The following is a 25854-nucleotide window of genomic DNA, read 5'->3' as shown; positions in this document are numbered from 1 at the left end:
TTCTGCAATGCTCGCAGGCTCCTAGGCGACCCCTTAGCGAGGACGGCAGAGTGTTGATCTCGAAAAAACGCATCTGGATTGGAATTGTATTTTGACTAGCCAGTATGAGTGTCGTCTGCAACTACTACAGCAGTCGTCCAACCAAAACCTGCTCAGTGGTATACAACACGGAATCGAACGTGAAGGCTTGCGGGTATCGGCTGATGCACGTTTGTCGCAGTTTTCTCATCCGGAAGTGCTGGGTAAGACCCTGACGCACCCCTATATTACGACTGACTACTCTGAAGCTTTGCTGGAGTTCATCACTCCGGTCTACTGCAAGGTGGAAGATGTTATGAAATTTCTGGAAGAGCTGCATAGCTACACCTGCAAAAACCTTGATGGTGAATTGCTCTGGGCGGGCAGTATGCCAGCTCTGCTGGAAGGTGAGCAGAGCATTCCTATTGCCCGTTATGGTGACTCCAATTCAGGCAAAATGAAGACGATCTACCGTGAAGGGCTGGCGCATCGATATGGCAAGGCGATGCAGACTATTGCCGGCATTCATTATAACTTTTCCTTGCCAGAATCATTCTGGCAGTTGTTGTCTGATGCTGAATCTTCAGATCGTTCTCTGGAAGATTTCCAGTCAGAATCCTATTTGGCAATGATCAGAAACTTTCGTCGTTATTCCTGGCTGCTGATGTATCTTTTCGGCGCTTCGCCCGCTGTCAGCAAGAGTTTTTTTACTCAGGAAAAAGCCTTCGAGTCGCTGGCACAGCTGGATGAAGACACCTTGTATTTACCCTGGGCAACTTCTTTGAGAATGAGTGATCTTGGCTATACCAATAATGCCCAGTCATCCTTGAGTATTTGTTACAACACTCTGGGAGAGTATGTTTCCAGTCTTGCTAAAGCCATTAAAACGCCCTATCAGCCTTATGAAGAAATCGGACTCAAAAATGGTGATCGTTATCTACAGCTGAATACTAACCTGCTCCAGATTGAGAACGAATATTACAGCAACATTCGACCCAAGCGAATTGCCAAACGGGGTGAGAAGCCTCTGACCGCATTGTCGAACTATGGTGTTGAATACATTGAAGTGCGCTGCATGGACATCAATCCCATGGAGCCACTGGGTTTGTCTTCGGCTGATGCTGCTTTTCTGGATGTGTTCCTGGTGTTTGTCGCATTGATAGACAGTCCTGAAATTGATCATGCAGAGTGTCAGAGGGTGACTGAGAACTTTGCCCTGACGGTTTCAGAAGGAAGACGTCCCGGACTGAAGTTAAATGATGAGCAGGGTCCGGTCCCTCTGACTGACTGGGGATTGTGTTTAATCGACATGATGGTGCCCGTTGCCCAGATGCTGGATAAGGCAAATGAGTCTCATCTCTTCTCGGAATCTCTGGCTCAACAGAGAGCGAAGCTGCTGAATGCTGAGAATACACCTTCAGCCAGAATCTTGCAGGCACTGAAAAACAGCGGAGACAGTTATATTGATTGGATGCTCAAGCAGTCTGAAGCACACGCCCGCTATTTCAGTCAGCAAAATATTCAGCCTGAAAGGTTGGAGTATTTTGGGCGCATAGCCGCCGAATCAAGGGAGCATCAGGAGCGATTGAAAGCTTCTGATACGACGCATTTTGATGAGTTTCTGAAACGTTATTTTGAATCTGAATGATTCGTAATTTTTTGAAAAACCGGATCTGGTGAGTAAGCAAATGACCATCAGATCCCATCATATTCTCTCACGAACAGGGCTTTTTTCTGACCAGAAAAAGCTTTCTTACCTAGGTAAAAGTTGTTTTTTGCTGGTTACTTCTATTTTGTTTTACCGTGAAAAAATTTTCACCCGTGAGGGAGACAAAAAACTGTTTCAGCTGCTCATGGCTGATTTACGCGATCGATCAAGCTCTGTTTTTTGAATCGCTCTGGAACTCACCGAACGGGAGTCAGAATCCCATTTTTTTGACTGCTTTATTAAATAATTTTTTTGAATCAATGCAGGCCCTTTTATCTTTTATAGAATTAAAAAACCCTAAAAACCCTGAAAAAAACGACTTTTGGTGCGATCGTACAAATATAATCAAGATCGAAATTGACTGTAAATTGAAATTACCTCTTGCCGCAAAAAATCCACTGTCATAACCTAGCAACTGAGTCGCCGTTTCCAAGCAGCCTGTCGGACTTAAGACTGTCCTACTGCGGTTGCAATAAATTGGTCTAAAAATCTCTGTTTCTTCGTCAAATAGCTCGCTATTCTCCTCAGAAACAGAGATTTTTATCCTCAATTTCTTGCAATCCTCGCTACGGATGCTTAAGTCCGACAGGCTGCAAGGGGCGAGAAAGTGATCCCGTTTCAAGTAGATGAGATCCAAACGAAGAGGAATAGTCATGCTGGAGGGGTGCAAAACGGCCAGAGAACGTTGGGGTGGCGTATCGGAAATCATTGACCGCTGGCTAAACGAGCGGCAAGCGCTGATCGTTCTCTACTGCTCAATCAATGGAGTGAATCAATTTCACGATGATAAAAGACCTGTTGCAAACAAACTGAAAGAAATGTGCCAGATTCTGGTTGATTATGTTTCAGCGGGTCATTTCGAAGTTTACGAACAACTGATTCAGGAAGGTATTGATTTTGACGATGGGGGAGTAGAAATGGCACAGTCCATTTTGCCGAAACTGGAAAAAAATACGCAGGCTTGTCTGGATTTTAATGACGGTTGTGAGTCCCTCAGCAGTGTCATTATGCTGCAGACCCACCTGTCCGAACTGGGTGAAGCTTTAGAAGAACGGTTTTCTCTGGAAGACCAGATGATTGAAGTGCTTCACGAATCCCACAGAGAATTGCTTGCCTCGCAATAATACCGCTGGCAGATAGTCCGAATATCTGCCAGCAGTATTAAGGAAACTGCTCGACCTGCGGTGGTCTGATTACTTCTTTTTCTCTTCTTTTCCCTGCGATTCTTTTTTCACACTCAGCAACTCAACTTTAAAAATCAGCACCTCATTAGGCCCAATCCTTCCGGGAATTCCTCCGGGACCATATGCAAGCTCTGAAGGAATATAAAGCTCCCAGACGGAACCTTCCTGCATCTGTTTCAGACCTTCAGTCCAGCCTTTGATGACCTGATTCAGTTTGAACGTTGCCGGTTGGTTTCTGCTGTAAGAACTATCAAAGACTTTGCCATCCAGAAGGCGTCCTTCGTAATGGACAGTCACTTCACTGTTCTCTGCTGGTTTGATGCCTTGACCGTTCTTAATCACTTTGTACTGAAGGCCACTTGCCAGTGTTTTGATACCTGACTTTTTGGCGTTATCTTTCAGGAAAGTCTGACCCCTTTCAAGGTTCTTTTTTGCCTCCTCTGCCAGTTGGGCCTGACGCTTTTTCTCCTGATCTTTACGAGCCTTTTCGATCAGCCTGAACATTTCCTGCTTGTCAAAAGCCAGTGGTTTGTTCTCCAGAGTATCCTCTACTCCCCGGGACAATGCGTCCGCGTTGATGCCCTCAAACTGTTTGAGTTGCTCGGCTAAAATTGCACCCAGACTGTAGCTGAGTTTGTCTGCCTCTGTTTCCAGAGCAGTAACTGATTGCAGGGAAAAGGACATCAGGGCGATGCCAGCAAGCACTTTTAGTCTCATGAAGTTTCTCTATTTATTTTTAAAGTGCAGCTCTTCCTGACTTTGCAGTTATTGTTGTCATGTTCCGGTCAAGCTGCACTTCCGGCTCATGGCTATTTGTGTTAGCTCGACTCACGAAGGGTCAGATTTTTTTTTGGTACAAGTGTTTCTCTATCTTTCTGCAAACACAGAGAGATAGCAAGTGTTATGGAACATTACTTTTACAAAAAGGCCTTAAATTAAAGGGTTAAATGACTTTCGCCGATGATAAAACGAAAGACGACAAGTTTTTTTTGAAGGAAAAAAAATAATTTTATATAAAAAAATGCATAAAAAAATTTGCAGTCGTGTGATAAGCACTCTATTTTCTAATTAAAACTGGATATAAATTATTCAGCTTTTATATAGAAGTACTTCTAAAGGCAATGACGAGGGATGACCAAATGCCTGTAGCTAAAAGGAAACCAGCCGCCAAGAAGGCTGTAAAAAAACCAGCCGCTAAAAAAACTGTGGCAAAAAAGCCAGCAGCTAAAAAACCAGTCGTTAAAAAAACTGCAGCGAAAAAAACCACTCGCAAGGTAGATCCGGTTAAGAAACTGGAAAAAGAAATTGAAGCACTCAAGAAGAAATTGGATAAGGCTAAGGAGTCTTTGAAGAAAGCAAAGACAAAAGCCAAAGCTGACGCCAAGAAAAAAGCTCCGGCTAAAAAGGCTGCTGCTAAAAAGAAAACGGTAGCGAAAAAAACCACTGCCAAGAAAAAGGCCCCAGCTCGTAAAGCAGCTGCCAAAAAAACGGTTGCTAAGAAAAAGGCACCGGCTCGTAAAGCAGCAGCCAAGAAGGCTGTAGTTAAGAAAAAAGCCCCAGCTCGCAAGACCGCTGTTAAGGCTCCAGCCAAGAAAAAAGCCAAGAGCTAATCGCTACAGCGGTATATGCAGGAGAGGGAAGCCTCTCCTGCAATAATTCTAAATATCTCTCTCCCTCTCGCCATCTGTCTGCGAGTACTTCTTTGTGGCAATGATTCCGTTGCCACTTTTTTGGAAATAACCTGACCCGAATTTTGACCTCGAATTGCCTGACCACTCTGCATGATATTAACGTCTCGTTGTATAGAAATCCCTGTATCCGCAGTGGTTTGATATTCCCGTAGGAATGCCAGTGAAACAGTGTTTATAATGCGCGCCATGATTAATTTGAACTCAGTCAGTTTATTGCGCTCTGGCAAGGTTTTGCTGGAAGAAACCAGTGCAATAATTCATCACGGCCAGCATGTTGGGCTGGTAGGAGCCAATGGGTGTGGCAAGTCGAGTCTGCTGGCCCTAATTATGGGAAACCTGCAAGCGGACAAGGGCGATGTCAGTATCGACACCGGTCGCGGGATTGCTCACATGGCTCAGGAGGTTCTGGCTCTGGACCAGAGAGCCGTCGATTATGTGTTGGATGGAGATGAGACACTTCGGAAAATAGAAAAAGCCATTGAGCGTGCCGAACGAGACGAAGAGCACGGCAATCTTGCTGAACTTCACGAAAAGCTGCTTCAGGCAGATGGCTATACGGCGCGTTCTCGCGCTGAACAATTGCTCCATGGTCTTGGATTTTCCCATGAACAAATTGAGCGTAGCGTAAAAGATTTCTCTGGTGGTTGGAGAATGAGATTGAATCTGGCTCGTACCCTCATGTGTCCTTCAGACTTACTGTTCCTTGATGAGCCAACCAACCACCTTGACCTGGATGCCATTGTCTGGCTGGAAAGTTTCCTTAAACGTTATCAGGGCACACTGATTATTATCTCTCACGACCGTGATTTTCTGGATGCAGTGATTGATATCACCCTTCATATCGAGCATCAGAAACTGAATACCTATCGTGGCAATTATTCTGCTTTTGAACGCATGCGTTCTGAACGTCTTCAGCAACAGCAGGCTGCTTTTGAAAAGCAACAAAAGCAGCGTGCTCACATGGAGAAGTTTGTTGAACGGTTTCGTGCCAAAGCGACCAAGGCCAAACAGGCACAGAGTCGCTTGAAAGCGCTGGCCAGGCTGGAAGAAATAGCACCGGCTCATGTCGATTCGCCTTTCAGCTTCAGCTTTCCTGATCCTGAAAAAATATCTTCACCGCTGTTGACCCTGGAAAAAGCCGAACTGGGTTATGAAGGCAGCACACTTATCAAACTGAAAATGAATATCCTGCCTGGCAGTCGCATCGGTTTGTTGGGGGCTAATGGCGCGGGTAAGTCAACCCTGATCAGGACACTGGCAGGAGAGTTACCCCTGGTAGCTGGCCAGAGGCATGATGGAGAGCACCTGAGAGTGGGATACTTCGCCCAGCATCAATTGGAAAAGCTGGATGCCGATGCCAGCCCATTGCTTCATTTACAACGAATGTCGCCTGAGGCGCGGGAACAAGAGTTGAGAAACTTTCTGGGTGGCTTTGGTTTTCATGGTGACAAGGCCCTGGAAACGATTGCAGGCTTTTCTGGCGGTGAACAGGCGAGGCTGGCATTGGCAATAGTAGCCTGGCAAAAGCCTAACCTGTTATTGCTTGATGAACCGACCAACCATCTTGATCTTGAGATGCGTCATGCCCTGACTATGGCTCTACAGACGTTCGAAGGAGCCGTGATACTGGTGTCGCACGATCGTAGTCTCCTGCGCAGTACTACAGATGATCTTTTTCTGGTTCATGATGGCCGGGTTGAAGCTTTTCAAGGTGATCTGGAAGATTACAGCCTCTGGTTGACTCAGCAGCGCCAAGAAGATAAATCAGAAACCCTTTCTGAAACGGTTCAATTGGCGCACTCTGCACAAGCCCGCAAAGAGCAGAAGCGTCTTGAGGCAGAACGTCGCAAACAACTCAGGCCGCTGAAAAAGAAAGTGGAGTTTCTGGAGCAAAAACTGGAGAAGCAACAATCTATGCTGGCGGATTTGGAGTCTGAACTGGCCAGTCCGGAACTCTATGAAAGTTCAGAAAAAGAGCGTTTGAAATCTTTGTTGGATCAGCAGGCTCAATACAAAAAAACGATTGCACAAATCGAAGAAGATTGGATGGAAACGCTGGAGCAACTGGAAGCAATGGAAAGTGAGTAGGCATCTTTTGCCGCCTGATAATCATCAGGCGGCATAATCAGGGAATATCATACAGAGGAGTAGGAGTTTTCAGAGATCGATCGTAGTCTTTCTCGCAACCCTTTTTGCCTGGCGCAAAATGGGCAGGGACTCCATTCCGGAAAAGCGGGTCATGAATCTGAAGTATGACCTTATTATGCTTGCTCGTATGCCACTTCTTCAGCTTCGTCGGATACACTGTCCAGTTTGCCCAGCAAACTACCCACCCTTTCGCTCCAGGAGCTCAGTTCCTGTTTGAGATGAGTGTTTTCATCTTCCAGACGGGTATTGGTTGAACGCAATTCCTCTAGCTCCATTCGAGTGAGTTCAAGTTTGTCGATCAGGTTCTGAAGTTTGTTTTCAAGTTGGCCTAAGGATTCAATGGACATAATTGTTACTTTTTCACCAGGAATAGTTCGGACGAAATCAGCTTGTCTGTAACCAACAGCCGCCAGCCTGTTCTTTAAGCAGCAGTCCGGCAGGCACCTGTGCAAGTTAAGGGTGGTTTTTGCACTGGCTCTACGATAGCACATACTTCTGGCTAAGTTCAGATAAGTTACTTATATGCAGGCTATACTTGCGAAGTAATTACAAAAGATTGCGAGTGATAGGGGAATGTTTATGACTCTGTTCTGAATTGAATCTATCGCTTCTGAAATGCTTTAAAAACGACGATCATTTTATAATGCCCGGGCAGTCTGCTACCGACATACCAATCGTCTCTTCAAATTCTTTTCCAAAGAGGCTTTTGCGACAGCCTCTAAAGTCGGGACAGCAGGGACGTGTTCGCGGTAATTGAGACCTTGGCGTGGTCCGGTGGAGTTTTAATGACGCCAGTTAGAAATTTTGATGCTTTTCAGAGTTGCACAGGACAGCCAAGTGGGTCCTGTGCGATGAGGTGAGATGCCTCAAGGAGTTTTGCATGAGCGAAACTGCACTACCTGACGCAACCATTGTCTCTGTTCTCAATGTCGAAGACGAGGCCATGAGGGCCTTTTACATCTCCCTGACCTGTAATCAGAGTGTTGACGAATACATTCATGATCAGCATCTTTACTTTTCTTCACGTCAGGTAGAAGGTGTTTTTCTGAGTCATCTGCTGGCTTTGACGGAATTGGCCCTGGATCGCTGCTTTCTGCTCACTCGATGACGGCAATGAGTATTTTCAGGTTGAACTGACTCTTGTGATACCGGGCTTGCGTACTGACAACTACCCACCAAATAGATACACTTCCCAGCTGCGAATGTAAATGCAGATCGTGCTTCCGGGCTGACTGAGGTCAGTCTGATGTTCGTGCGTACCTGAGGACAATTCGCAAAAAGCACCATGAGCAAAAGAACCGTTTTTCATCACTTGATGTGCTGGAAAGTGTTTCACGGTAACAAGTGATAGATAAGTAACTATGCCAGAAACTATTCCCCCTGACTCGGTGGGCCTGGTCGAACCCGAAACGGTTCATTTTGATCAGCCCCTTCAGTTAAGTTGTGGCCAGACCCTGAACGAATATGACCTGGTAATTGAAACCTACGGTGAGCTGAATACCGAAAAGAGTAATGGTATTTTGATCTGCCATGCGCTCAGTGGCCATCATCATGCAGCCGGTTACCACAGCATGGAAGATCGCAAGCCTGGCTGGTGGGATAACTTTGTTGGACCGGGTAAGCCTCTGGATACCCGGCATTTCTTTGTTGTCAGTCTGAACAATCTCGGGGGCTGTCATGGCAGTACAGGCCCAACCAGTATCAACCCGCAAACCGGCAAACTTTACGGCTCTGATTTTCCCATAGTAACCGTAGAAGACTGGGTCGAGAGTCAGGCCAGACTGGCAGATCATCTGGGTATTCGACAATGGGCTGCCGTTGTGGGTGGCAGCCTTGGCGGTATGCAGACGCTTTACTGGTCTACGGCTTATCCTGAACGACTGCGTCATGCTGTTGTTATTGCTTCTGCACCGAAACTGTCGGCACAGAATATTGCTTTTAATGAAGTGGCTCGTCAGGCCATTCGCTCCGATGAAAACTTTCGGGATGGCCAATATCTTGAAGAAGGAACCCTGCCCAAGAACGGACTGGGACTGGCCAGGATGGTAGGCCACATTACCTACCTGTCGGATGACGCCATGGGACAAAAGTTTGGGCGTGAACTCAAGAATGAAGAGTACAGTTTCGACTATGGTGTTCAGTTCCAGGTAGAGAGTTATCTTCGCTATCAGGGAGAAAATTTCTCTGGCAGCTTTGATGCCAACACCTATCTGTTGATGACCCGGGCTCTGGATTATTTTGATCCGGCCCGGAAGTTTAATGATGATCTTGCACAGGCTTTGTCTCCGGCTAAAGCACGCTTTTTGCTGGTTTCATTCACTACCGACTGGCGATTCTCCCCGGAGCGTTCCAGAGAGATCACCGATGCGCTTCTCAAGGCGGGCAAGCAGGTTTCTTACCTGGAAGTGGATGCCCCCCAGGGCCATGATGCTTTCCTGATGAACATTCCCCGATACGTGAATGCCGTTTCAGGCTATATGAAACGAGTCGCTGACGAATGCAAGGAGACTGCCGTATGAGTACCCGTGTTGATTTTGCCATCATCAGTGACTGGATTGGCCAGGGCAGTCGGATTCTTGATCTGGCCTGTGGTGAGGGGGCTCTGCTGGCGGATCTGGGGAGAAACAAGCAGGTCAGGGGTTATGGACTGGAGATTAATCCACAGAATATCCAGAATTGTATTCAAAACGGCGTCAATGTTCTTGAGCAAAACATTGACCAGGGTTTGGGCAATTTTGGCGATCAAAGCTTTGATACCGTGGTGATGACTCAAGCTCTTCAGGCTCTGCAGTTTCCTCATCTGGCACTGGATGAAATGCTTAGAGTGGGTCGGGAATGCATTGTCACCTTCCCGAACTTTGGTCACTGGCGTTGCCGCTGGCATCTGGCTACCAAGGGCAGAATGCCGGTATCCAAATTTATGCCTTATACCTGGTATGACACGCCTAATATACACTTTTGCACGTTTAAGGATTTTGAAGATCTTTGTCGTCAGAAAAAGCTGAAGATCATCAATCGTATGGTAACCGATAGCGCCAACAGGGGAGGCTGGAGAACCCGCCTGCTGCCCAATCTGATGGGAGAAGTGGCTATCTATCATCTGACTCGAGGAGAGTGAAGTCATGGCTTGTGTAAGGCTGCTTAGTTTACTGTTGGCGCTTGCCGTTTTTTCAGGAGCCCATGCTGCCGGGGTGCCTGAAGCCCGTGTCATGAATGACAAACCGGCTCGGTTTGGCGATTATGAAGTCTATTACAGTGCCTTCCCCAGCACCTTTATTCAGCCGGGCATAGCCAAAACGTATGATCTGGAGCGCGGCCCAAAAAATGGTCTGGTCAATATGGTTATCAGAAACGTCAGGGACAGCGACGAAGGCAAGGCGGTAAAAGCCTCTTTTGATGGTAATGCCGCCAACCTTCTGGGTCAGCAGTCAGCTCTGAAATTCAAGGAAATAAAAGAAGGTGATGCCATCTATTACCTGGCAGGTTTCCGGTTCAGTAATGAAGAAATGCTAAAATTCACCATCAAAGTACACCCTGAAGGTTCCAGTCAGAGTCATACCATTCAGTTCAGCCAGAAATTTTACGAGGGCGGCCAGTGAGTTCGTTGCTAAAAAAAGAGCCAAAAAAAGTGGTATTGGCCAGTGGTAACCAGGGCAAGCTGAGGGAGCTTCAGCAGATGCTCTCGGGGCTTGACTTTAAAGTGTTGGCTCAAAGTGAGTTCGGTATAGATTCTGTTGAGGAAACAGGGCTGACTTTTATAGAAAATGCCTTGATCAAGGCCAGAAATGCAGCAAAAATCTCAGGTCTTGCAGCTATTGCTGATGACTCCGGAATTGAAGTGGATGCCCTGAATGGCCAGCCAGGTATTTACTCGGCACGATTTGCCGGTGACGATGCCACCGACAAAGCCAACAATCAGAAGCTTTTGCAGAGCCTGGACGGATTACCCAAAGAGCGAAGAACCGCTCGTTTTCACAGCGTGCTGGTCTATATGCGTCATGCCGAAGACCCTACCCCTGTGATCTGTCACGGCAGCTGGGAAGGCTACATTCTGGAGTCGCCTGCAGGTAATCAGGGTTTTGGTTATGATCCGCTTTTTTATGTACCTGATTACAACTGCGCAGCGGCTGAACTCAGTCGGGAACAGAAAAACAGTATCAGCCATCGGGCCAAAGCCATGGCGCAGCTTCTGGCGCAGTTAAAAGAAGGCTCCTGATAGACGACTTTTTTTCTTTATGCGGCCGGTGATGTTATCTGGCTGCTTTAATCACCTGACCTGATTCTCGATATGCTCGAACTCCCTCCATTGAGTCTTTATGTTCACATCCCCTGGTGTGTCAAAAAATGCCCCTATTGTGACTTCAACTCCCATGCACTCAGTGATGGTATTCCTGAAGAAGCTTATGTCAACGCCCTGTTGGAAGACTTTGACAGCGAAGTGAGTTCTCTCCAGGGGAGAGCCTTGCATACGATTTTCTTTGGTGGCGGTACTCCCAGTTTGATGTCTGCCAAAGGCTTTGATCGTTTTCTCTCTGAGCTGGAAAAACGAATCCGTTTCGCGCCGGGTATTGAAATCACCATGGAAGCCAACCCCGGCACCTATGAGCATGATCGGTTCAAAGATTATCGAAAAGCCGGCATCAACCGATTGTCATTAGGGGTTCAGAGTTTTCAGGATGAAAAGCTCAAGGCGCTGGGCCGTATTCACAGTTCGGAAGAAGCACGCAAAGCGATTGAGTCCCTCAGGGGGATGGGCTTTGATAACTTCAATATTGATCTGATGCACGGACTGCCCGGGCAAAGCATTCAGGATGGCCTGTCAGATCTGGAAAAAGCGGTTGCACTGGAGCCGACTCATATTTCCTGGTACCAGCTCACCATTGAACCCAATACGGTTTTCTATTCAAAAACGCCCATCCTGCCAGAGGATGATACCCTCTGGTCGATCCAGGAAGAAGGGTGGGATTTACTGGCAGAGGCGGGCTATCAGCAGTATGAAATTTCGGCCTACAGCCGACCCGGCAAGCAGGCAAAACATAATCTGAACTATTGGCAGTTTGGTGACTATATCGGTATTGGTGCAGGGGCCCATGGCAAGATCACCCAGCGGGAGACGGGCAGGATTTATCGAAACTGGAAAACCAGGATGCCTTCCGATTATCTGGCAATGGACAAACCCTTTGAATCGGGCAGCAGGATATTGGGTAGGGATGATCTGCCGATTGAGTTTATGATGAATGTTCTGCGTCTTAACCAGGGGGTTGATCACTCATTGTTTGTGCAGAGAACCGGAATGGCACTTTCTGACATAGACGTTCAATGTCAGCTGGCGATTGAAAAAGGTTTGCTGGAGCAGGATCGACTACAGCCAACAAAGCAGGGGCGACTCTTTCTGAATGATCTGTTGGCTTTGTTTACGGATGGGTGATTTTCTCGCTCAGGTAGCGACTGGACGCCATTTTTTTGGAATCTGTTGCGAATTGTTTACGCACTCAAAACGGAGGGTGAACTATGGAATGGATAACAGACGGCATTATTTTTCTGTCAAAGTTGGCTCGTGAGCATCTTGGTGTCATCGCTATGGCTCTGACAGCGGTAGCCGTGGCATTTGTGGGGCGTTTTATTGCCTCATGGAGCAGTGGCTGGATGAATCGGCTGCACGCTGCGGTGAGAATCCCTGCAAGAGCTGTTTTGAATCTTGCCCTGTTTGGCGCCATCTTCTATTTTGTGCCACAGTGGCTCGGCAATTTACTGGGCTACTTCAATCATTACACTCTCGCTCCGGTATTGCTGGTAATCGCAGTCTGTGTCGGGATATTGTCGGAGAAGCTGGGGCATTGAGAAGAGGAGCAGCGATTGAAACTCTGCCCCTTCCGGATGGGGTAAGGTTTATTCCGTTCTTTCGAACAGCAGATCCCAAACGCCGTGACCCAGCCTGTGACCGCGCTTTTCAAACTTGGTCAGCGGTCTGAAATCTGGCCTTGGTGCGTATTGACCTTCACTTTCCTGATTTTTAAACCCTTCAGCGGCCGTCATGACGTCCATCATTTGTTCGGCGTAGTTTTCCCAGTCTGTGGCCAGATGAATAACGCCACCCAACGCCAGTTTCGGTCTGATGGCTGCAATAAATTTGGGTTGAATCAGGCGACGCTTGTGATGACGCTTTTTGTGCCAGGGATCAGGGAAATAAATCTGAACTCTGGACAGGCTGCCGTCGGCAATGCAGTCGCGAAGCACTTCAACGGCATCATCGCAATAGCTGCGAACATTGGTGACGCCTGCCAGCTGGGATTCATTCAACAGACTGCCAACTCCCGGGCGGTGAACCTCAATACCGATAAAGTTTTTGTCGCTTTCGGCTTTTGCCATAGCCACCAGTGACAGTCCCATGCCGTAACCGATTTCCAATACGACAGGTGCCTCCCGGCCAAAGGCTTCACTGATGTTTAATGGCCCGTCTTCTTTCTGTAGACCCCACTTGTCCCAGCATTCATCCCAGCCACGACGCTGCCCTGTGGTCATACGACCTGCGCGCAGGACAAAACTTTTGATTTCCCGACGTTTAGTCGGATCGGGGGTGTGATCAGGATCAACTGAGCTGGTCATGAGAGGTACATAATCTGCAAATGAAAAAGTCGGCGTAAGATACCTAAACTGTGTTGACTTGGAAACCTTTGGCTACCGGATTCAGGTTTGCTCATGTGTTTGTTATCCAACCTTGAGTACAGCGGAGTCATCCTTTCTGAACTGGTCGTGCTTTAACTTGAACACGTTTATCAAGTTGGTGAGTGTTCTAAAACGGCTAATTGAGTCTTCAATATCCTCTGAGCTAATGGGGTCAGAGTACTTGGAAGGGAGGTTTTCAGGGGCATCAGGTTCCATCTTGCCATGTAACTTTTTTCCATCTGATTTTAAAATGGATAAAAAAATTTCTTCCAGCTTTCTGATAGCGGCTTCAACATCCGAGTCATTAAAGCAGTCTATTGAATAGTGATCTTCAGAACCTAGAGCTTCAAAGATATTCTTTTCTGCTAAGGAAAATTGATTCTTTAATTCCTCGAGTAAGGATGAAGTGACAAAAGCTGTTTCAATGAGGTCAGCATTGGTTTCGTAGAGCTTTCCATCATTGGCTGCCTCGTATTTAACGAGATTAATACTCAGTGACATGGTTGACCTCCTGTGGAGTCTGGATCAATCAAAAAGCAATGCTCACGTCTCCCTTCAACAACCGGATCAAGGTAGCCAGTCGTCTCCCATTATTTGCTCAAAAGTCCAGGGGCAATCATCCGGGAAGCTGCTGGCATTGAGTTTTCTGCTTTTTTGCTTGATGTACCTGTTCATTTGTTTGATGGCATCGATTCTGGCTTCTGCGTAAGCATCATGCATCAACTGGCTGGTTTTGGTCTGAAGAGACGGGCTTTGTTTGAGCAATTTTCGTATTTCACGCCTGGGATTATCCATGCTGGGGTACCAGGTATGGACGACCATTTCAGCTATCCATCTATCCTCCAGTTGATAGGTTTGGTATTCATATTTCAATAAGTGAAGGAGAAGAGTAGTCAAGTGAGACTCTATCGATCTTGGCTCACTCTTACCCATATCCCCTACTTCCTCAATGAGGTTTTCCAAATCAAGCTGGTCAAACTGGCGGTTAATCAAGAGCTGTTTTTGCTTCTGAACCCATTGGTAAAAGTCTGTCTCGTAAAGATTATCCATAAATCACCTCCATGAACTTCCTAATGTAGGCAAAAAGTACCGGAGCATCAAAAACATTAATCATAAAGTTCGGTGACAGCAAAGATGGCCAGAAAAAGCCAACCCAGCATCAACGAGATGCCACCCAGTGGGGTGATCGCACCCAGCCAGCCAATTCCGGTGATGGCAAGAATATACAGGCTACCGGAAAAGAGGATGATACCCGCGAGAAACAGTCTGGCGCTCCATCTCAGCTTTCTGGAGTCTTTGAAGTGGAGGGCAAGAACGGCAACAAGAACCAGAGCCAGACTGTGGTAGAACTGGTAATCCGTCGCTGTTGCCCAAACGTCTATGTAGCGTTCGGACAGCTGATCTTTCAGAGCATGGGCCCCAAATGCGCCCAGAGCCACAGACAAAAAACCACAGAGGGCACCGGGTAACAGGTAGAGTCGGGTCATTTTTTATCCGTAACTTTTGTCGGCAACAGATCAACAACACTCCCCGCTGCAAGTCTCAATCCTTCCTGAAAGTACAGAGAGCTTTTTTCATGATCATCCATATGAGCCATAAGGCGGCCCAACTCGTTATAGGTATCAATCCGTTTGCTGAGTCTCAGGCTGGCTTCAAAGTATTCCCTGGCTTTACCCCAGAGTTCATTACGGAGAGACAGACGACCCAGGGTCAGTAGCAGGTCGGCGTCGTTAGGTCTTTCATTGAGCATGGCTTCGGCAAAATGCAGCTGCTTCTTCACATCCCTGCCCTTAATCTTGCCGTAGAGCAGAGCCATGTCGCTGCAGTAGTGTTTCTTCAGGTTTTCTCTGAGCAGAGCTTCTGCTTTCTCTTCTGCTCCCAGATCTGTCAGGCACTTCGCATATCGATAGATCATGGCAGAGTTGTGTTTTTGACTGGACGACAAACTGTTCCATATTTGAGTTGCAGGCTTTATTTTCTGCTCCAGAGAGGTAAAACTGCGGCCATTGTTAAAGGCTTGATTGAAAAGGGCCTCAAAGCACTGAAGCTCAGTGGTGCGATACTCTTTATCGGAAACGATTTTTTGCTTTTTCAGCTTGGGTAACAAGGCTGCAAGTGATTGCCAGTCATTCAGACGGGTATAAACCTGCTTCAGCATCTTCAGGACGTAGCAATGTCGTGGAACCTGCTTGTGCAGCTTGGTCAGAGTGGCCAGTGCCTGCTCCAGTTGACCCGATGACAGTTGCAGCTGAGCCTGGGTAATACCAATAGCCAACTCTGCACCGGGCTCCTTGTGATCGGCTCGGCGAAGGTATTCGGCAGAGGCTTCAGGGTCATCATTTTCATGAGCCGCTCGGGCGGCAGCAAGATAATTCAGTAAGGGTGACGAGCCGTAGTCCGCTGCTTGCGAAAGCAGTCGCTCAGCTTTTTTCCAGTGTCCCTGAGTGAACTCGACAAAGCCGCGGGTTGTTAATTTACGGGCTCGCCTTTCTTTGGCGCCCGAAGTCATTGGATAGATAAAACCAGTGACGTCGAAAATCAGTTTCAGGATAATCCAGACAAGCCATAACGCACCTATGGCAAGACCTATCAGTAGAAACAGTCCCCACAGTGTGCTTTCGAACGTAGTCGTGTTGTAAGAGATAAGCACATAGCCGCTGTCACTGATCATGGTATTTGCCAGACCAAAAGTAATGCCCAGAATCGCCAGGAAGATGATAAAACTCTTCATTTCCGGGGCTCCTCTGAAGAATTAGCAGGTGCTTCTGAGGGCTGAGAATGTTCTGTCCGGTTTTCTGTGGTTGTCTGGTCAGTCACTTCAGGTGCTTTTTCGGCTGGACTGTTCTGGACAGTCTGAGCACTCTGTGCAGATTCAGTTTGTCCTGTCGTATTTTTTTTATTCTCCGGGGTATCGTTTAACTGGCTGGATTTCAGCAAGCTCAAAGCACGGCTGATATTGATGGTTACAGGTTTTACGGTGATTTTGTCTAAAACCTTCAGCTCGTCCAGCATTGCGGTCGCCTGAGACCCTGAAAGGGGAAAGTATTTTTCTATCCAGTTTGAAGCCTGTTGCAAGCTACTGTTGTAGATAGCCTGGTCTCTGGAGAGGACTGACAACTTGGCCTGCTCCAGCATCAACTGTAGGTTTTGGCGAATGATAATATTCTCTTGGGGTGTCAGTAGTGAGGTGATTTTCTGATCGCGATCCGGAGTGAACCTGAACAGGCTGACAAAGCTCTCCCAGGTATTATTCAGCATTGAGAGGGCGACAGTCTGCCACTTGGCAGTTTCTGTAGATGGATTGCCTGCGGATGGCATGTCAGAAGATTTTGATACAGTTGCTAAAGGTTGTTGCAGGGTCTTTTTTTCCATCAGGGGCAATTGGTCAATCTGCCGGGTGAGCGCTTCAAGCTTCAGGTAGAGCCCTTCCTGATCGAGATCCGGGAGACTGTTGAGAGAAGCTATATCTTCTGCCAGTGCTTCCCGAACGGGATACAAATTATAGTTGTCCAACTCAAGCAGCATCTTGTCAGCACTGTTAAGGAGAGCTTTGGCTGATTGGATATCAGATGACATGAGCAGACGCTGGTTAGCGAGACTGAGCAGGTATTCTACTTCTGCCAGCTTCCAGCCATCCAGACTGCTACCGGTGAGTTCCTGAAGGTTTTTGGTCAGGCTGTCGGTGCGACTGAGCAAACGTTCACTTCGACTTTCCTGTTCGCTCAGTTCGGTTTTGATAGGCGTGAGATCACTGTTTATTTCAGCGAGCCTGGCCTGAAGTCGCGCAATCTGGGTTTGCTGCTGTTCCTGCCCCTCAATAAGGGAGGGTTGTTTCTGCTCCCAATGAATGAGCCGCCAACCTAAACCGCCGCTCAATCCCAGTGCAATGATTGCAAGCAACACGGCCAGGACAGACAGCTTTCGTCCTGGCTTTGATGCTGATTTTTGAGGCTGTTTTCTGGAGCCTGCTGAAGTTGGCTTGCTTTCCTGTTTTTTGGAAGGCCCTGCTGACCTGGCCAGTTCTTTCGGTTCGGTCTGCTCGAGTTTACTGGCGTTCTGATCTTTCTTGCTCACGTTAACCCTTCGCTGTTAATCAGGTTCAGTACCGAGATCATGGCGTGATTGTCGGCGCCGCGAGCGGTATAAACCCGTTTGAATGCTTGAGCCTCTGGCATTCTGGCAATTCTATCGCTGGGAACCACCAGACAGCACTCCTGGCTTAAAGCCGGAGAAAGGTAGTCTGCGGTATTGGCCAGAATCTCACCACTACTGGTCAGTATGACATTAATAGCATGATCTTTGATCAGCCTGTTCAGATAATCTTCCGGGTAATCGGGCTTCTGGCGTTCATAAAGTTCCAGGCAATCCACCTGGGCTCCCCGATTTCTGAGGGTGTTCTCCAGCAGTTCTCTACCACCTTTTCCTTTCAGAATCAGTATTTTTTCTCCGCTGACCTGCTGAAGGCTCTCCAGTCGCAACAGTGCTTCACTGTCACCGGGCTTTTGTCTTATCTCCGGGTAAGTCGCATCAATGCCATTACTCTTAAGCCATCGTCGTGTTTTTGGGCCGACGGCATACCAGTGGATCTTCAAAGGCATTTGTGGCCAGTAGTTCTCTATATGTTCCAGACCCAGCCTGGCGGCATTCTGACTGATCACAACGACTTTACTGTACTGATCCAGCTGTAAAATCCGGTCTCGCAGTGTCTGGCTCTCTGCGAGCGGTTGGATTTGGATCATTGGTAAAGACCATGCCATGGCCCCCTGGTTCTGAATCATGGCAACCAGTGGCTCTGCCTGCTCCCTGGGGCGGGTAACCAAAGCCCTTATCTCACGGCTGTTTATCATGACACGGCTCACATTAATGCAGCAACTCTGCGAGAATTCGGTCTGCACCCTGTGCCAGCAAGGATTCTGCCAGCCGGACCCCGCCTTTCTCACCATCGGAAGGTGCACAATAGACTTCTGCGCTCAGTATGACTTTGCCATCCGGTTGACCCACAAGGCCCCGGATGTAGAGCTGGTCGTCGATGAGTTCAGAGTAGCAACCAATGGGTACCTGACAGCCGCCATTTAATTTTCGGTTCATGGCTCTTTCTGCAAGGACTCGTGTTGCAGTTTCTTCATGATGCAATGGGGCCAGAAACTGTTTGATCGATTCATCGTCAGAACGAATCTCAATACCCACTGCACCCTGACCCGCCGCTGGCAGACTGAGTTCAGGAGGCAGGGCCGATTTGATCCGATTTTTCATCCCCAGCCTGATCAATCCTGCCGCTGCAAGAATGATGGCGTCGTATTGGCCATCGTCCAGCTTGGCCAGACGTGTGTTAACGTTGCCCCGCAGGAATTCAATCTTTAGATCCGGTCTTTTTGCAAGGATCTGGCATTGGCGGCGCAGGCTGGATGTACCCACGATGGCGCCCTCAGGCAGATCGCTCAGCTGGTTGTAGGTGTTGGAAACAAATGCATCCAGTGGGTTTTCGCGAGGGCAGATAACACCCAGCTCGAGCCCTTTTGGAAACTCCATAGGTACGTCTTTCATGGAGTGAACGGCGATATCAGCCCTGCTCTCCAGCATAGCCGTTTCCAATTCTTTTACAAACAGGCCTTTGCCACCGATTTTGGCCAGAGGTGAATCCAGAATCCGATCACCCTTGCTGGTCATCTTTACCAGCTCCACCCGGATACCCGGGTGAAAGTACTCCAGACGCTCTTTTACGTATTCAGCCTGCCAGAGGGCCAGGGCACTTTTTCTTGTCGCGATGCGGATGGTTTTCATGGGGAGGCTTTCAATCAATAAACTTTCAATCTACAAAAAAGGGCAACGATGGCTGAGTGGTCCTATGAAGACTGGGATAATACGATAGTCTGTAGTTGTGACCAACCGTTACTTTTCCTGAAGGCAGTTGCCGGAGGTTAAAATAGCAACTAGCTTGTTATTCCAGTGGAGGCGCTTATGACAGACCTTTATAAAACCGATTACATGCTCTGGATTGAAGAACAGAAAAAGCTGCTGGCTGCCAGGCGTTTTGATGAGCTTGATCTTGGAAATTTGCTGGAAGAGTTAGCTGATATGGGAAAGAGTGAGCCAAGAGCTTTCAAGAGACACCTTATTCAGCTACTTAGCCACTTGTTAAAATGGGACTTTCAGCAGAATCAGGTCAATGACCTCAGGGATATGGATCATTGGTTTCGCAGCTGGGTGGATACAATTCAAATTCAGAGGTATGCCGCAGCAGCGGTCCTGGCAGATAATCCCAACCTGCAGTCAAAGCAACAGGCTATCTACCTTGAGGCTTACCAGCAGGCCCGAATATTGGCTGCCAAGGGGTTAAACAGTTATGTGGATTCAAGACATTTTACCACGAAAGACTTCCCCGAAGATTGCCCATGGACACTTGAGCAGGTTATGGGCGAAGACTTTTTACCACAAGCCAGGCTCAGTTAAGCCTGGCACCCGTAGGCCTCACAGTGATTGCATAAACTTCTTCATCAGTGGCACATGCCGACGGCTTACTGAAAGAAGCTTTTCGACACCACTGAGCTGGATAGAGTAGTGACCCTGCTCGTCACGAATCATCCTCTCTATGGCTTTTCTGGCCACCAGAGCGTTCCTGTGGATTCGAACAAATCTGGAACTAAACTCGGACTCCAAGTCTTTCAGTGGGTCATCAATGAGCACTTCACCGTTCTTGTGATAGACCGTGATGTATTTGCTGTCCGCCATAAAGTAGTAGATATCATCCAGAGGAACCAGCTCTATCCCTCTGAGCGTCTTGGCTGCGATATGGCTGCGGGCGTTATCATTCAGATCATCTTTGAGGCTGGCCAGCTGTAATCGATTAACTTTAGCGGCTCCGGTCAGCGCTTGTTGCAGATCTTCAAGCTTGACAGGCTTCAGCAGATAGCCAACCGCCTGAACCTGAAAAGCTTCAATGGCGTGAGTGTCATAAGCGGTGCAGAAAATGATAGCAGGTGGACGCTCCAGCTTGCTGATATGAGCGGCCGCCTCCAGGCCTCCCATAACAGGCATACGAATATCCATCAAGACAATGTCTGGCTGGTATTTACGACAAAGCTCAAGGGCTTCAATGCCATTACCTGCATCGTACTCCAGAGCCTGAAAGCCTTCTAAACGTCCCAACAAATGTCGCAGACGGTCTCTTGCCAGCGGTTCATCATCGGTGATCAGTATGTTCATGGTTATCGCCACCGTAAGGGTAAGTGATCAATGTTTCAAACTCCTGAGTATTTCCACTCTCACCCTCAAACAGCTGAGCTTCTACACTGGCTTTGTTACCAAAAAGCATATTCAGTCTGGAGCGGATATTTGCCAGAGCCAACTGATTACCCTGAGCCCCTTTGGCAAAACTGGAAGGGCTACTCTGGACCGGGTTTCGGACTCTGATAGTGATGTTATCGTTGCTCCTGCGAATATCTACACTCACAGTGCCACCTTTTTCCAGTGGCTGGATGCCATGATAAACCGCATTTTCAACAATGGGCTGCAGAGTAAGGGGCGGAATGTCAACCTCTTCAGGGGTTAACTCAATATTCCACCGGGTCTGCAGACGGTCTCCCAGCCTGTGCTGCTCAATTCTTAAATAGCGCTGACAGAGCTCGATTTCCCGACTCAGGGTAATATTCTTGCCATGATCCTGAAGGCTGGAGCGAAAGAGGTCCGATAAATCTTCAACGGCCTGCTCGGCCTTGTCCTGGTCAATATGAATCAGACTGGCAATGATATTCATCGAATTAAAAAGAAAGTGAGGGCGGATTCGAGCCTGCAAAGCCTCAAAGCGAGCGGTGTGGCTGGCTTTCTGCTCTTTTCTGGCTTCCTGTTGAACATAGAAATAGCGCAGCAGCATGGCTGTGATGATGAGGGCAACAGTGACATGTCTGATCAGCTGGGTCCATTCCGGGTAGGTGTCAATAAAAGCATCCCGCCACAGAAACCATTGGGCTGCGAGCGTGAATATCAGCGTGGTGGTAGCCACGACGCCAAGACAGCTGCTGATGATAACTGTCAGCTTCTGACGCTTCAGAATGGGCCTGAGTCGGCAAAGAACAGCACCTGAGACCAGAGAGATCCACTGGACAAACATGGAAGTCATGGCCAGACGGTTCCAGTCAAGATCACCCGGGCCGGGCAAAGTGAGTACCTGAATAAGGACAAAAAGCTCAGAGACCAGAACCAACATAAAGACGGCACCGGGAGAGCATAAATCCGGCAGGAAAAAGTCGTCTTCATCCTGGTTCCTGGTGGTTTTAAATGGCAAGAGGGAGCATCCTGTCTCTGGTATTTGAAAATTTATAAAAATTCACAAAAATAGAATAATTATTCTTATTTGGTTGGGTGCGCTATGTAAAATCACCCGGTTACCCTTATAATGCCGCAGCCAGCTTCAGTCATCCACAGGCTGGCTATAAAAATCAGAACAATGATGCTGCTGGCATCAAGAAATCAGCCTGCAGAACGCAAAACAGCCATGAGCTAACCAACAGCCATGAGCCAACAAAGAAAGAGGTAGAACATGTCTGATAGCAGCAATCAGCAGTGGGGCGGAAGGTTCAGCGAGGGTGTGGATGCATTTGTTGCTCGATTCACCGCCTCCATTGATTTTGATCGTCGCCTTTATCGTCACGATATAGAAGGCTCGATGGCTCATGCTCGAATGCTGCAAAAATCAGGCATTCTGAGCCAGGATGAGCTGTCAGCCATTCTGGATGGGCTCGAAAGCATTCTGAAAGATATAGAAAACAACAACATCGACTGGTCTATCGAGCTGGAAGATATTCATATGAATATTGAAGCCAGACTGACAGACAGAATTGGTGATGCGGGTAAGAAACTGCACACCGGCCGTTCCAGAAACGATCAGGTAGCGACCGATATTCGTCTGTGGCTCAGGGAAGAAATTGACCATATAGGTGATGAGTTAAAACGTTTGCAGACAGGTCTGGTGAATCTGGCAGAGCAGGAAGCTGACACCATTATGCCGGGCTTCACTCATCTGCAAACCGCACAACCCGTGACATTTGGACATCATCTGATGGCCTGGTATGAAATGCTGGTAAGAGACAGCGAACGTCTACAGGACTGCAGAAAGCGGGTTAACGTATCGCCTCTGGGAGCAGCTGCACTGGCAGGCACAACCTATCCGATTGATCGTGAATTCACTGCCAAGGCTTTAGGTTTTGATCGCCCATCCAGAAACTCACTGGACTCTGTCAGCGACAGGGACTTCGCCATAGAATTTTGTTCGGTGGGTGCACTGCTGATGACGCACCTGTCGCGTATGTCGGAAGAGCTGGTACTTTGGACATCAGCCCAGTTTAATTTTATTGATCTGCCCGATCGTTTCTGTACCGGTTCATCCATCATGCCCCAAAAGAAAAACCCGGATGTCCCCGAACTGGTAAGAGGTAAGACAGGAAGGGTGAATGGTCACCTGGTTAGCCTGCTGACGCTGATGAAATCTCAGCCACTGGCCTACAACAAAGACAATCAGGAAGATAAAGAACCACTGTTTGATACCGTAGATACCCTAAAAGACTGCCTGCGAGCCTTTGCCGATATGGTTCCACACATCCAGTCCAGGAAAGAAAACATGAAAGAGGCGGCTCGCCGCGGATTCAGCACCGCGACCGATCTGGCAGACTACCTGGTCAGACAGGGCGTGCCATTTCGCAACGCCCACGAAGTGGTTGGCAAAGCAGTGGCCTACGGCATTGAGAAGAACAAGGACTTGTCAGAGATGACTCTGGAAGAACTCACGGTTTTCTCAGACTCTATTAAGGAAGATGTGTTTGATGTGTTGACACTGGAAGGGTCTGTTGCTGCGAGGGATCATATAGGCGGGACTGCGCCGCAGCAGGTGAGGTTGGCTGTGAAGCAGGCTTTAAGTCAGTAATTTCCTTCATTTGCCTGAGCGCTGAACATGTATAAGAAGTCCTGTTTTTCTATACAGATCCAACAAATATGTATAGAGAATATCGGTTTTCTATACATGTTCTGATAACCTGTATAGAAAACGGCACTTTCCTATACATATTGGGAGTAACTGTGGCCCCTTATCAACCGGAAGGGCTTCCCCTGCCCAGAGAAAATGAGCTGGAAACACGGCAGGTATTAAAAAAACTGGCTTTAGCTCACCGGCATCTGGCAGAACTGAAAGGTGTAGTTCGCTCCATTCCTAATGAAACCATTTTGGTCAGCACCCTGACGCTTCAGGAAGCCAAAGACAGCTCAGAAGTGGAGAATATTGTCACAACTCATGATGAACTGTTTAAAAACGACCTGACAGTGTCACCCTATAGCCCTGCAACCAAGGAAGTTAAAAATTACGCCAGAGCATTGAGTCGTGGCTTCGACACTGTCAGGAAAACAGGGATGCTTCGCTTTCAGGACATTCTCGATATTCAGCAAACACTGGAAGAAAACAGGGCAGGCTTACGCAAACTGCCTGGAACTGAATTAAAAAACACCTCTACGGGTGAAGTCGTCTATACCCCTCCTCAAAATCCGGAAAAGGTTGAGTCACAGATGGCAAACCTGGTGGCTTATCTTAACGACCATGGACTTTCAGACAATGATCCACTGGTAAAAATGGCGGTTATCCACTTCCAGTTTGAGAGTATTCATCCATTTTACGACGGGAATGGCCGAACAGGTCGAATCATCAATATCCTTTACCTGATCACTCAACAGTTACTGGACCTGCCAGTGCTCTACTTAAGCCGTTATATTATTCGCAACAAGGCTGAGTACTACTCACGATTACAAGCAGTGAGAGACCATGAGGAGTGGGAAGGCTGGTTACTGTTCATGCTTGAAGCCATATCAGAAACATCAAAAGAAACAACAACTCTGATTGATGAAATAAAAAACCGGATGCAGGCTGTAAAGCATAGAATGCGTAAAGAACTCCCCAAAATTTACAGTCAGGATCTGCTCAACCATCTGTTCTGTCACCCTTACACAAAAATAGAGTTTATTGAGAAAGAACTGAATGTCAGCCGACTGACTGCCACCAAATACCTGAATCAGCTGTGTGGTAAGGGGTTTTTGATTAAGCAAAAAATGGGGCGAAGCAATTATTATATTAACGAACCTCTGGTTACACTGTTTCTGAATATTGGTCAGTGATTGGAGAGCGATTCTCTGGCGAGGGGGTGTTAGTTTGACGTTGGAGCGGGCTGTTCGAGAGATAATATTGGTGGGACTGCGTTTGGGCAGATGAGGTTGGCTGTGAAGATGGTTAGACGGGGTAACGACTTTCCATTAGCCGATAGGGTGAGGAATAAACTGTCTATAGTGTATTCCTCACGTACAACTAATTAGCTTAAGGCATACAATCTACACCTATCTCTTTAAAATGAGAAACTATTTTTTTAAGCATGGGATGTTCTTTGTAGTTAAATAAATCCTTACCAATGCAGACTATTTTGTTGCTATTTCCATAAATAAGCTTGGCTGTGATGAGTGCTGTGCTGGAGAAACCGATGACATAATCATATTGGTTTTTTATCATCAATAACTCAATGGGGGATGAACCTGAGTATATTTTAAAATCTTCTGAGCAAAACTCTATTTTTTTGTCACTCCTATTTGTTGGGTGTGGGATAAATAGTACGTCTTTTATATTTTTTGAACACAGATAACTAATAAGGTTCTGGCTAATAGCTTTTGAGGAGGCTTCATCAGTAATACCCCAGTTGGTTAGAGGTTGGCCGATGATGAGTGCAGACTTAGATGTTTGATTATTAGGTGTTATTGAAAACTCTGTTGTAAAGGGTGGGAGTTCTTTTGTCTTCTCTGCCGGTAAGCCTTCTGTCGTTCCTGGAATAGTATAAATATGGGATACCTTGTTGCTTAGCATCCCATGTCTGTCTTCTTTAAAAGGTGTGTATTTTAGACCGACTGCTTTATCAATGAGAGACTTTTTTCTTTTATTGACACGCTTTAACTTGTTTTTTGAAATGGGGTGGATTACCAAGTTATGAGTGCCGTCAGGTATTATATTAAATGTTATTTTCTTTTCTGGGAAGTTCTTCTTTGAAGCTGCAATGAAATAATTGTATCTTGTGCTAGATATTGAAGTTGAATGGAAATTTATAGATTTAGGATTGTTATCTTTAATTATTGAAAAAATGAATCTTATATTTTCTCGGGTAGACAACTTTCGTGCAAATTTTGAAGCTTCTCGGTATTTTAGAAGAAAAACATTTTTTAACCCATAGTCCTTTGCTGCTTCATAGTTTTGTTTCTTAAAGCAGAAGAAAAAAGAACTAGTGTCTTTAGCAATCAGTATTGAACTAACAAGTTGGAATGATGAGTTGATGAAGAAGATGTTGATTAATGAGTCATTTGTTTTCATGGTAGATTAATGCATTCTGTAGATTGAGTTGTTTTTGATAAGAAGGTTGGAGAAATT

28 protein-coding genes are annotated in these 25854 nt (G+C 47.1%); 15 read left to right on the top strand and 13 right to left on the bottom strand.

Annotated features, from left to right (window positions below; translation table 11 throughout):
- Positions 1 to 91: 91 nt before the first annotated feature.
- From gshA to rsd, 3 genes are all read left to right on the top strand, one after another.
- Positions 92 to 1666 carry a glutamate--cysteine ligase gene (gshA, locus tag ACO6VG_RS04585; protein WP_422135804.1) on the top strand — a complete coding sequence of 525 codons (1575 nt, stop codon included), beginning with the start codon at positions 92 to 94 and terminating at the stop codon, positions 1664 to 1666.
- 40 nt (positions 1667 to 1706) lie between these two features.
- Positions 1707 to 1910, top strand: a complete 204-nt coding sequence (locus ACO6VG_RS04580) for a hypothetical protein (protein WP_422139225.1) — start codon at positions 1707 to 1709, stop codon at positions 1908 to 1910.
- A gap of 469 nt (positions 1911 to 2379) precedes the next feature.
- Complete coding sequence (gene rsd, locus ACO6VG_RS04575; RefSeq protein ID WP_422135803.1) at positions 2380 to 2850, top strand: sigma D regulator; 471 nt, start codon at positions 2380 to 2382, stop codon at positions 2848 to 2850.
- 69 nt (positions 2851 to 2919) lie between these two features.
- Here rsd and ACO6VG_RS04570 read toward each other — a convergent pair whose 3' ends face one another.
- Positions 2920 to 3627 carry an FKBP-type peptidyl-prolyl cis-trans isomerase gene (locus ACO6VG_RS04570; protein ID WP_422135802.1) on the bottom strand — a complete coding sequence of 236 codons (708 nt, stop codon included), beginning with the start codon at positions 3625 to 3627 and terminating at the stop codon, positions 2920 to 2922.
- 422 nt (positions 3628 to 4049) lie between these two features.
- On the opposite strand from ACO6VG_RS04570, the gene ACO6VG_RS04565 reads away from it, so the two are divergent.
- Both ACO6VG_RS04565 and ACO6VG_RS04560 read left to right on the top strand, forming a co-directional pair.
- Positions 4050 to 4520, top strand: coding sequence for a hypothetical protein (locus ACO6VG_RS04565; protein ID WP_422135801.1), 471 nt, complete (start codon positions 4050 to 4052; stop codon positions 4518 to 4520).
- A gap of 258 nt (positions 4521 to 4778) precedes the next feature.
- Positions 4779 to 6689 (top strand): ATP-binding cassette domain-containing protein, encoded by a 1911-nt coding sequence (locus ACO6VG_RS04560; RefSeq protein ID WP_422409910.1) that lies wholly within the window; start codon positions 4779 to 4781, stop codon positions 6687 to 6689.
- 173 nt (positions 6690 to 6862) lie between these two features.
- Here the strand turns inward: ACO6VG_RS04560 and ACO6VG_RS04555 are convergent, their stop codons facing one another.
- Positions 6863 to 7096, bottom strand: coding sequence for a cell division protein ZapB (locus tag ACO6VG_RS04555; RefSeq protein ID WP_317144590.1), 234 nt, complete (start codon positions 7094 to 7096; stop codon positions 6863 to 6865).
- A 533-nt stretch (positions 7097 to 7629) separates the two neighbouring features.
- On the opposite strand from ACO6VG_RS04555, the gene ACO6VG_RS04550 reads away from it, so the two are divergent.
- The 7 genes from ACO6VG_RS04550 to ACO6VG_RS04520 all read left to right on the top strand — a co-directional run bounded on the left by ACO6VG_RS04550 (position 7630) and on the right by ACO6VG_RS04520 (position 12590).
- Positions 7630 to 7857 (top strand): hypothetical protein, encoded by a 228-nt coding sequence (locus ACO6VG_RS04550; RefSeq protein WP_317144591.1) that lies wholly within the window; start codon positions 7630 to 7632, stop codon positions 7855 to 7857.
- 253 nt (positions 7858 to 8110) lie between these two features.
- A complete protein-coding gene (gene metX, locus ACO6VG_RS04545; protein WP_422135799.1) occupies positions 8111 to 9268 on the top strand; it encodes a homoserine O-succinyltransferase MetX in 1158 nt (385 codons plus the stop codon).
- Positions 9265 to 9867 (top strand): methionine biosynthesis protein MetW, encoded by a 603-nt coding sequence (metW, locus tag ACO6VG_RS04540; RefSeq protein ID WP_422135798.1) that lies wholly within the window; start codon positions 9265 to 9267, stop codon positions 9865 to 9867. Before metX ends, metW begins: the two co-directional genes overlap by 4 nt.
- A 4-nt stretch (positions 9868 to 9871) precedes the next feature.
- Complete coding sequence (locus ACO6VG_RS04535; RefSeq protein ID WP_422139222.1) at positions 9872 to 10348, top strand: DUF4426 domain-containing protein; 477 nt, start codon at positions 9872 to 9874, stop codon at positions 10346 to 10348.
- Positions 10345 to 10965 (top strand): XTP/dITP diphosphatase, encoded by a 621-nt coding sequence (locus ACO6VG_RS04530; protein WP_422472896.1) that lies wholly within the window; start codon positions 10345 to 10347, stop codon positions 10963 to 10965. The genes ACO6VG_RS04535 and ACO6VG_RS04530 overlap by 4 nt, the downstream gene beginning before the upstream one ends.
- 72 nt (positions 10966 to 11037) lie before the next feature.
- Positions 11038 to 12177, top strand: coding sequence for a radical SAM family heme chaperone HemW (gene hemW / locus ACO6VG_RS04525; protein WP_422135795.1), 1140 nt, complete (start codon positions 11038 to 11040; stop codon positions 12175 to 12177).
- Positions 12178 to 12260: 83 nt separating this feature from the next.
- Complete coding sequence (locus ACO6VG_RS04520) at positions 12261 to 12590, top strand: DUF3392 family protein (RefSeq protein WP_422135794.1); 330 nt, start codon at positions 12261 to 12263, stop codon at positions 12588 to 12590.
- 48 nt (positions 12591 to 12638) lie between these two features.
- Here the strand turns inward: ACO6VG_RS04520 and trmB are convergent, their stop codons facing one another.
- From trmB to hemC, 8 genes are all read right to left on the bottom strand, one after another.
- Positions 12639 to 13355, bottom strand: a complete 717-nt coding sequence (gene trmB / locus ACO6VG_RS04515) for a tRNA (guanosine(46)-N7)-methyltransferase TrmB (protein ID WP_422135793.1) — start codon at positions 13353 to 13355, stop codon at positions 12639 to 12641.
- 102 nt (positions 13356 to 13457) lie between these two features.
- Positions 13458 to 13916: a hypothetical protein gene (locus tag ACO6VG_RS04510; RefSeq protein WP_317144599.1), complete on the bottom strand. Its 459-nt coding sequence runs from the start codon at positions 13914 to 13916 to the stop codon at positions 13458 to 13460.
- 66 nt (positions 13917 to 13982) lie between these two features.
- Positions 13983 to 14465, bottom strand: coding sequence for a DUF29 domain-containing protein (locus tag ACO6VG_RS04505; protein WP_422135792.1), 483 nt, complete (start codon positions 14463 to 14465; stop codon positions 13983 to 13985).
- Between the two features lie 56 nt (positions 14466 to 14521).
- Positions 14522 to 14902, bottom strand: a complete 381-nt coding sequence (locus ACO6VG_RS04500; RefSeq protein WP_422135791.1) for a DUF423 domain-containing protein — start codon at positions 14900 to 14902, stop codon at positions 14522 to 14524.
- Complete coding sequence (locus ACO6VG_RS04495) at positions 14899 to 16146, bottom strand: heme biosynthesis HemY N-terminal domain-containing protein (protein ID WP_422139217.1); 1248 nt, start codon at positions 16144 to 16146, stop codon at positions 14899 to 14901. Before ACO6VG_RS04495 ends, ACO6VG_RS04500 begins: the two co-directional genes overlap by 4 nt.
- The gene (locus ACO6VG_RS04490; protein ID WP_422472893.1) at positions 16143 to 17489 is read right to left on the bottom strand and encodes a uroporphyrinogen-III C-methyltransferase; all 1347 of its coding nucleotides are present in this window, start codon (positions 17487 to 17489) and stop codon (positions 16143 to 16145) included. The genes ACO6VG_RS04495 and ACO6VG_RS04490 overlap by 4 nt, the downstream gene beginning before the upstream one ends.
- Positions 17486 to 18262: a uroporphyrinogen-III synthase gene (locus tag ACO6VG_RS04485; protein WP_422135788.1), complete on the bottom strand. Its 777-nt coding sequence runs from the start codon at positions 18260 to 18262 to the stop codon at positions 17486 to 17488. Before ACO6VG_RS04485 ends, ACO6VG_RS04490 begins: the two co-directional genes overlap by 4 nt.
- 13 nt (positions 18263 to 18275) lie before the next feature.
- On the bottom strand, positions 18276 to 19196 hold the full coding sequence (hemC, locus tag ACO6VG_RS04480) for a hydroxymethylbilane synthase (RefSeq protein WP_422139215.1): 921 nt from the start codon (positions 19194 to 19196) through the stop codon (positions 18276 to 18278).
- 177 nt (positions 19197 to 19373) lie between these two features.
- Between hemC and ACO6VG_RS04475 the strand changes: the two genes are divergently transcribed.
- Positions 19374 to 19865 carry a DUF29 domain-containing protein gene (locus ACO6VG_RS04475; RefSeq protein WP_422135786.1) on the top strand — a complete coding sequence of 164 codons (492 nt, stop codon included), beginning with the start codon at positions 19374 to 19376 and terminating at the stop codon, positions 19863 to 19865.
- A gap of 18 nt (positions 19866 to 19883) precedes the next feature.
- Here ACO6VG_RS04475 and ACO6VG_RS04470 read toward each other — a convergent pair whose 3' ends face one another.
- Positions 19884 to 20618 carry a LytR/AlgR family response regulator transcription factor gene (locus ACO6VG_RS04470; RefSeq protein ID WP_422135785.1) on the bottom strand — a complete coding sequence of 245 codons (735 nt, stop codon included), beginning with the start codon at positions 20616 to 20618 and terminating at the stop codon, positions 19884 to 19886.
- Complete coding sequence (locus tag ACO6VG_RS04465; protein ID WP_422135784.1) at positions 20596 to 21696, bottom strand: sensor histidine kinase; 1101 nt, start codon at positions 21694 to 21696, stop codon at positions 20596 to 20598. The genes ACO6VG_RS04470 and ACO6VG_RS04465 overlap by 23 nt, the downstream gene beginning before the upstream one ends.
- Positions 21697 to 21951: 255 nt before the next feature.
- Between ACO6VG_RS04465 and argH the strand changes: the two genes are divergently transcribed.
- Positions 21952 to 23331, top strand: coding sequence for an argininosuccinate lyase (gene argH / locus ACO6VG_RS04460; RefSeq protein WP_422135783.1), 1380 nt, complete (start codon positions 21952 to 21954; stop codon positions 23329 to 23331).
- A gap of 152 nt (positions 23332 to 23483) precedes the next feature.
- Positions 23484 to 24566 (top strand): Fic family protein, encoded by a 1083-nt coding sequence (locus ACO6VG_RS04455; protein ID WP_422135782.1) that lies wholly within the window; start codon positions 23484 to 23486, stop codon positions 24564 to 24566.
- A gap of 196 nt (positions 24567 to 24762) precedes the next feature.
- On the opposite strand, the gene ACO6VG_RS04450 is transcribed toward ACO6VG_RS04455, so the two are convergent.
- Entirely contained in the window at positions 24763 to 25797 is a 1035-nt protein-coding gene (locus ACO6VG_RS04450; protein WP_422135781.1) for a polysialyltransferase family glycosyltransferase, read from the bottom strand.
- Between the last annotated feature and the right edge of the window lie 57 nt (positions 25798 to 25854).

Origin of the sequence: Endozoicomonas sp. ALB032 (assembly GCF_049310125.1) — a bacterium.
Classification (GTDB): Bacteria; Pseudomonadota; Gammaproteobacteria; order Pseudomonadales; family Endozoicomonadaceae; genus Endozoicomonas_A.
Note: the sequence above shows the minus strand (reverse complement) of the source record. Positions and strands in the feature narration are given on the sequence as shown.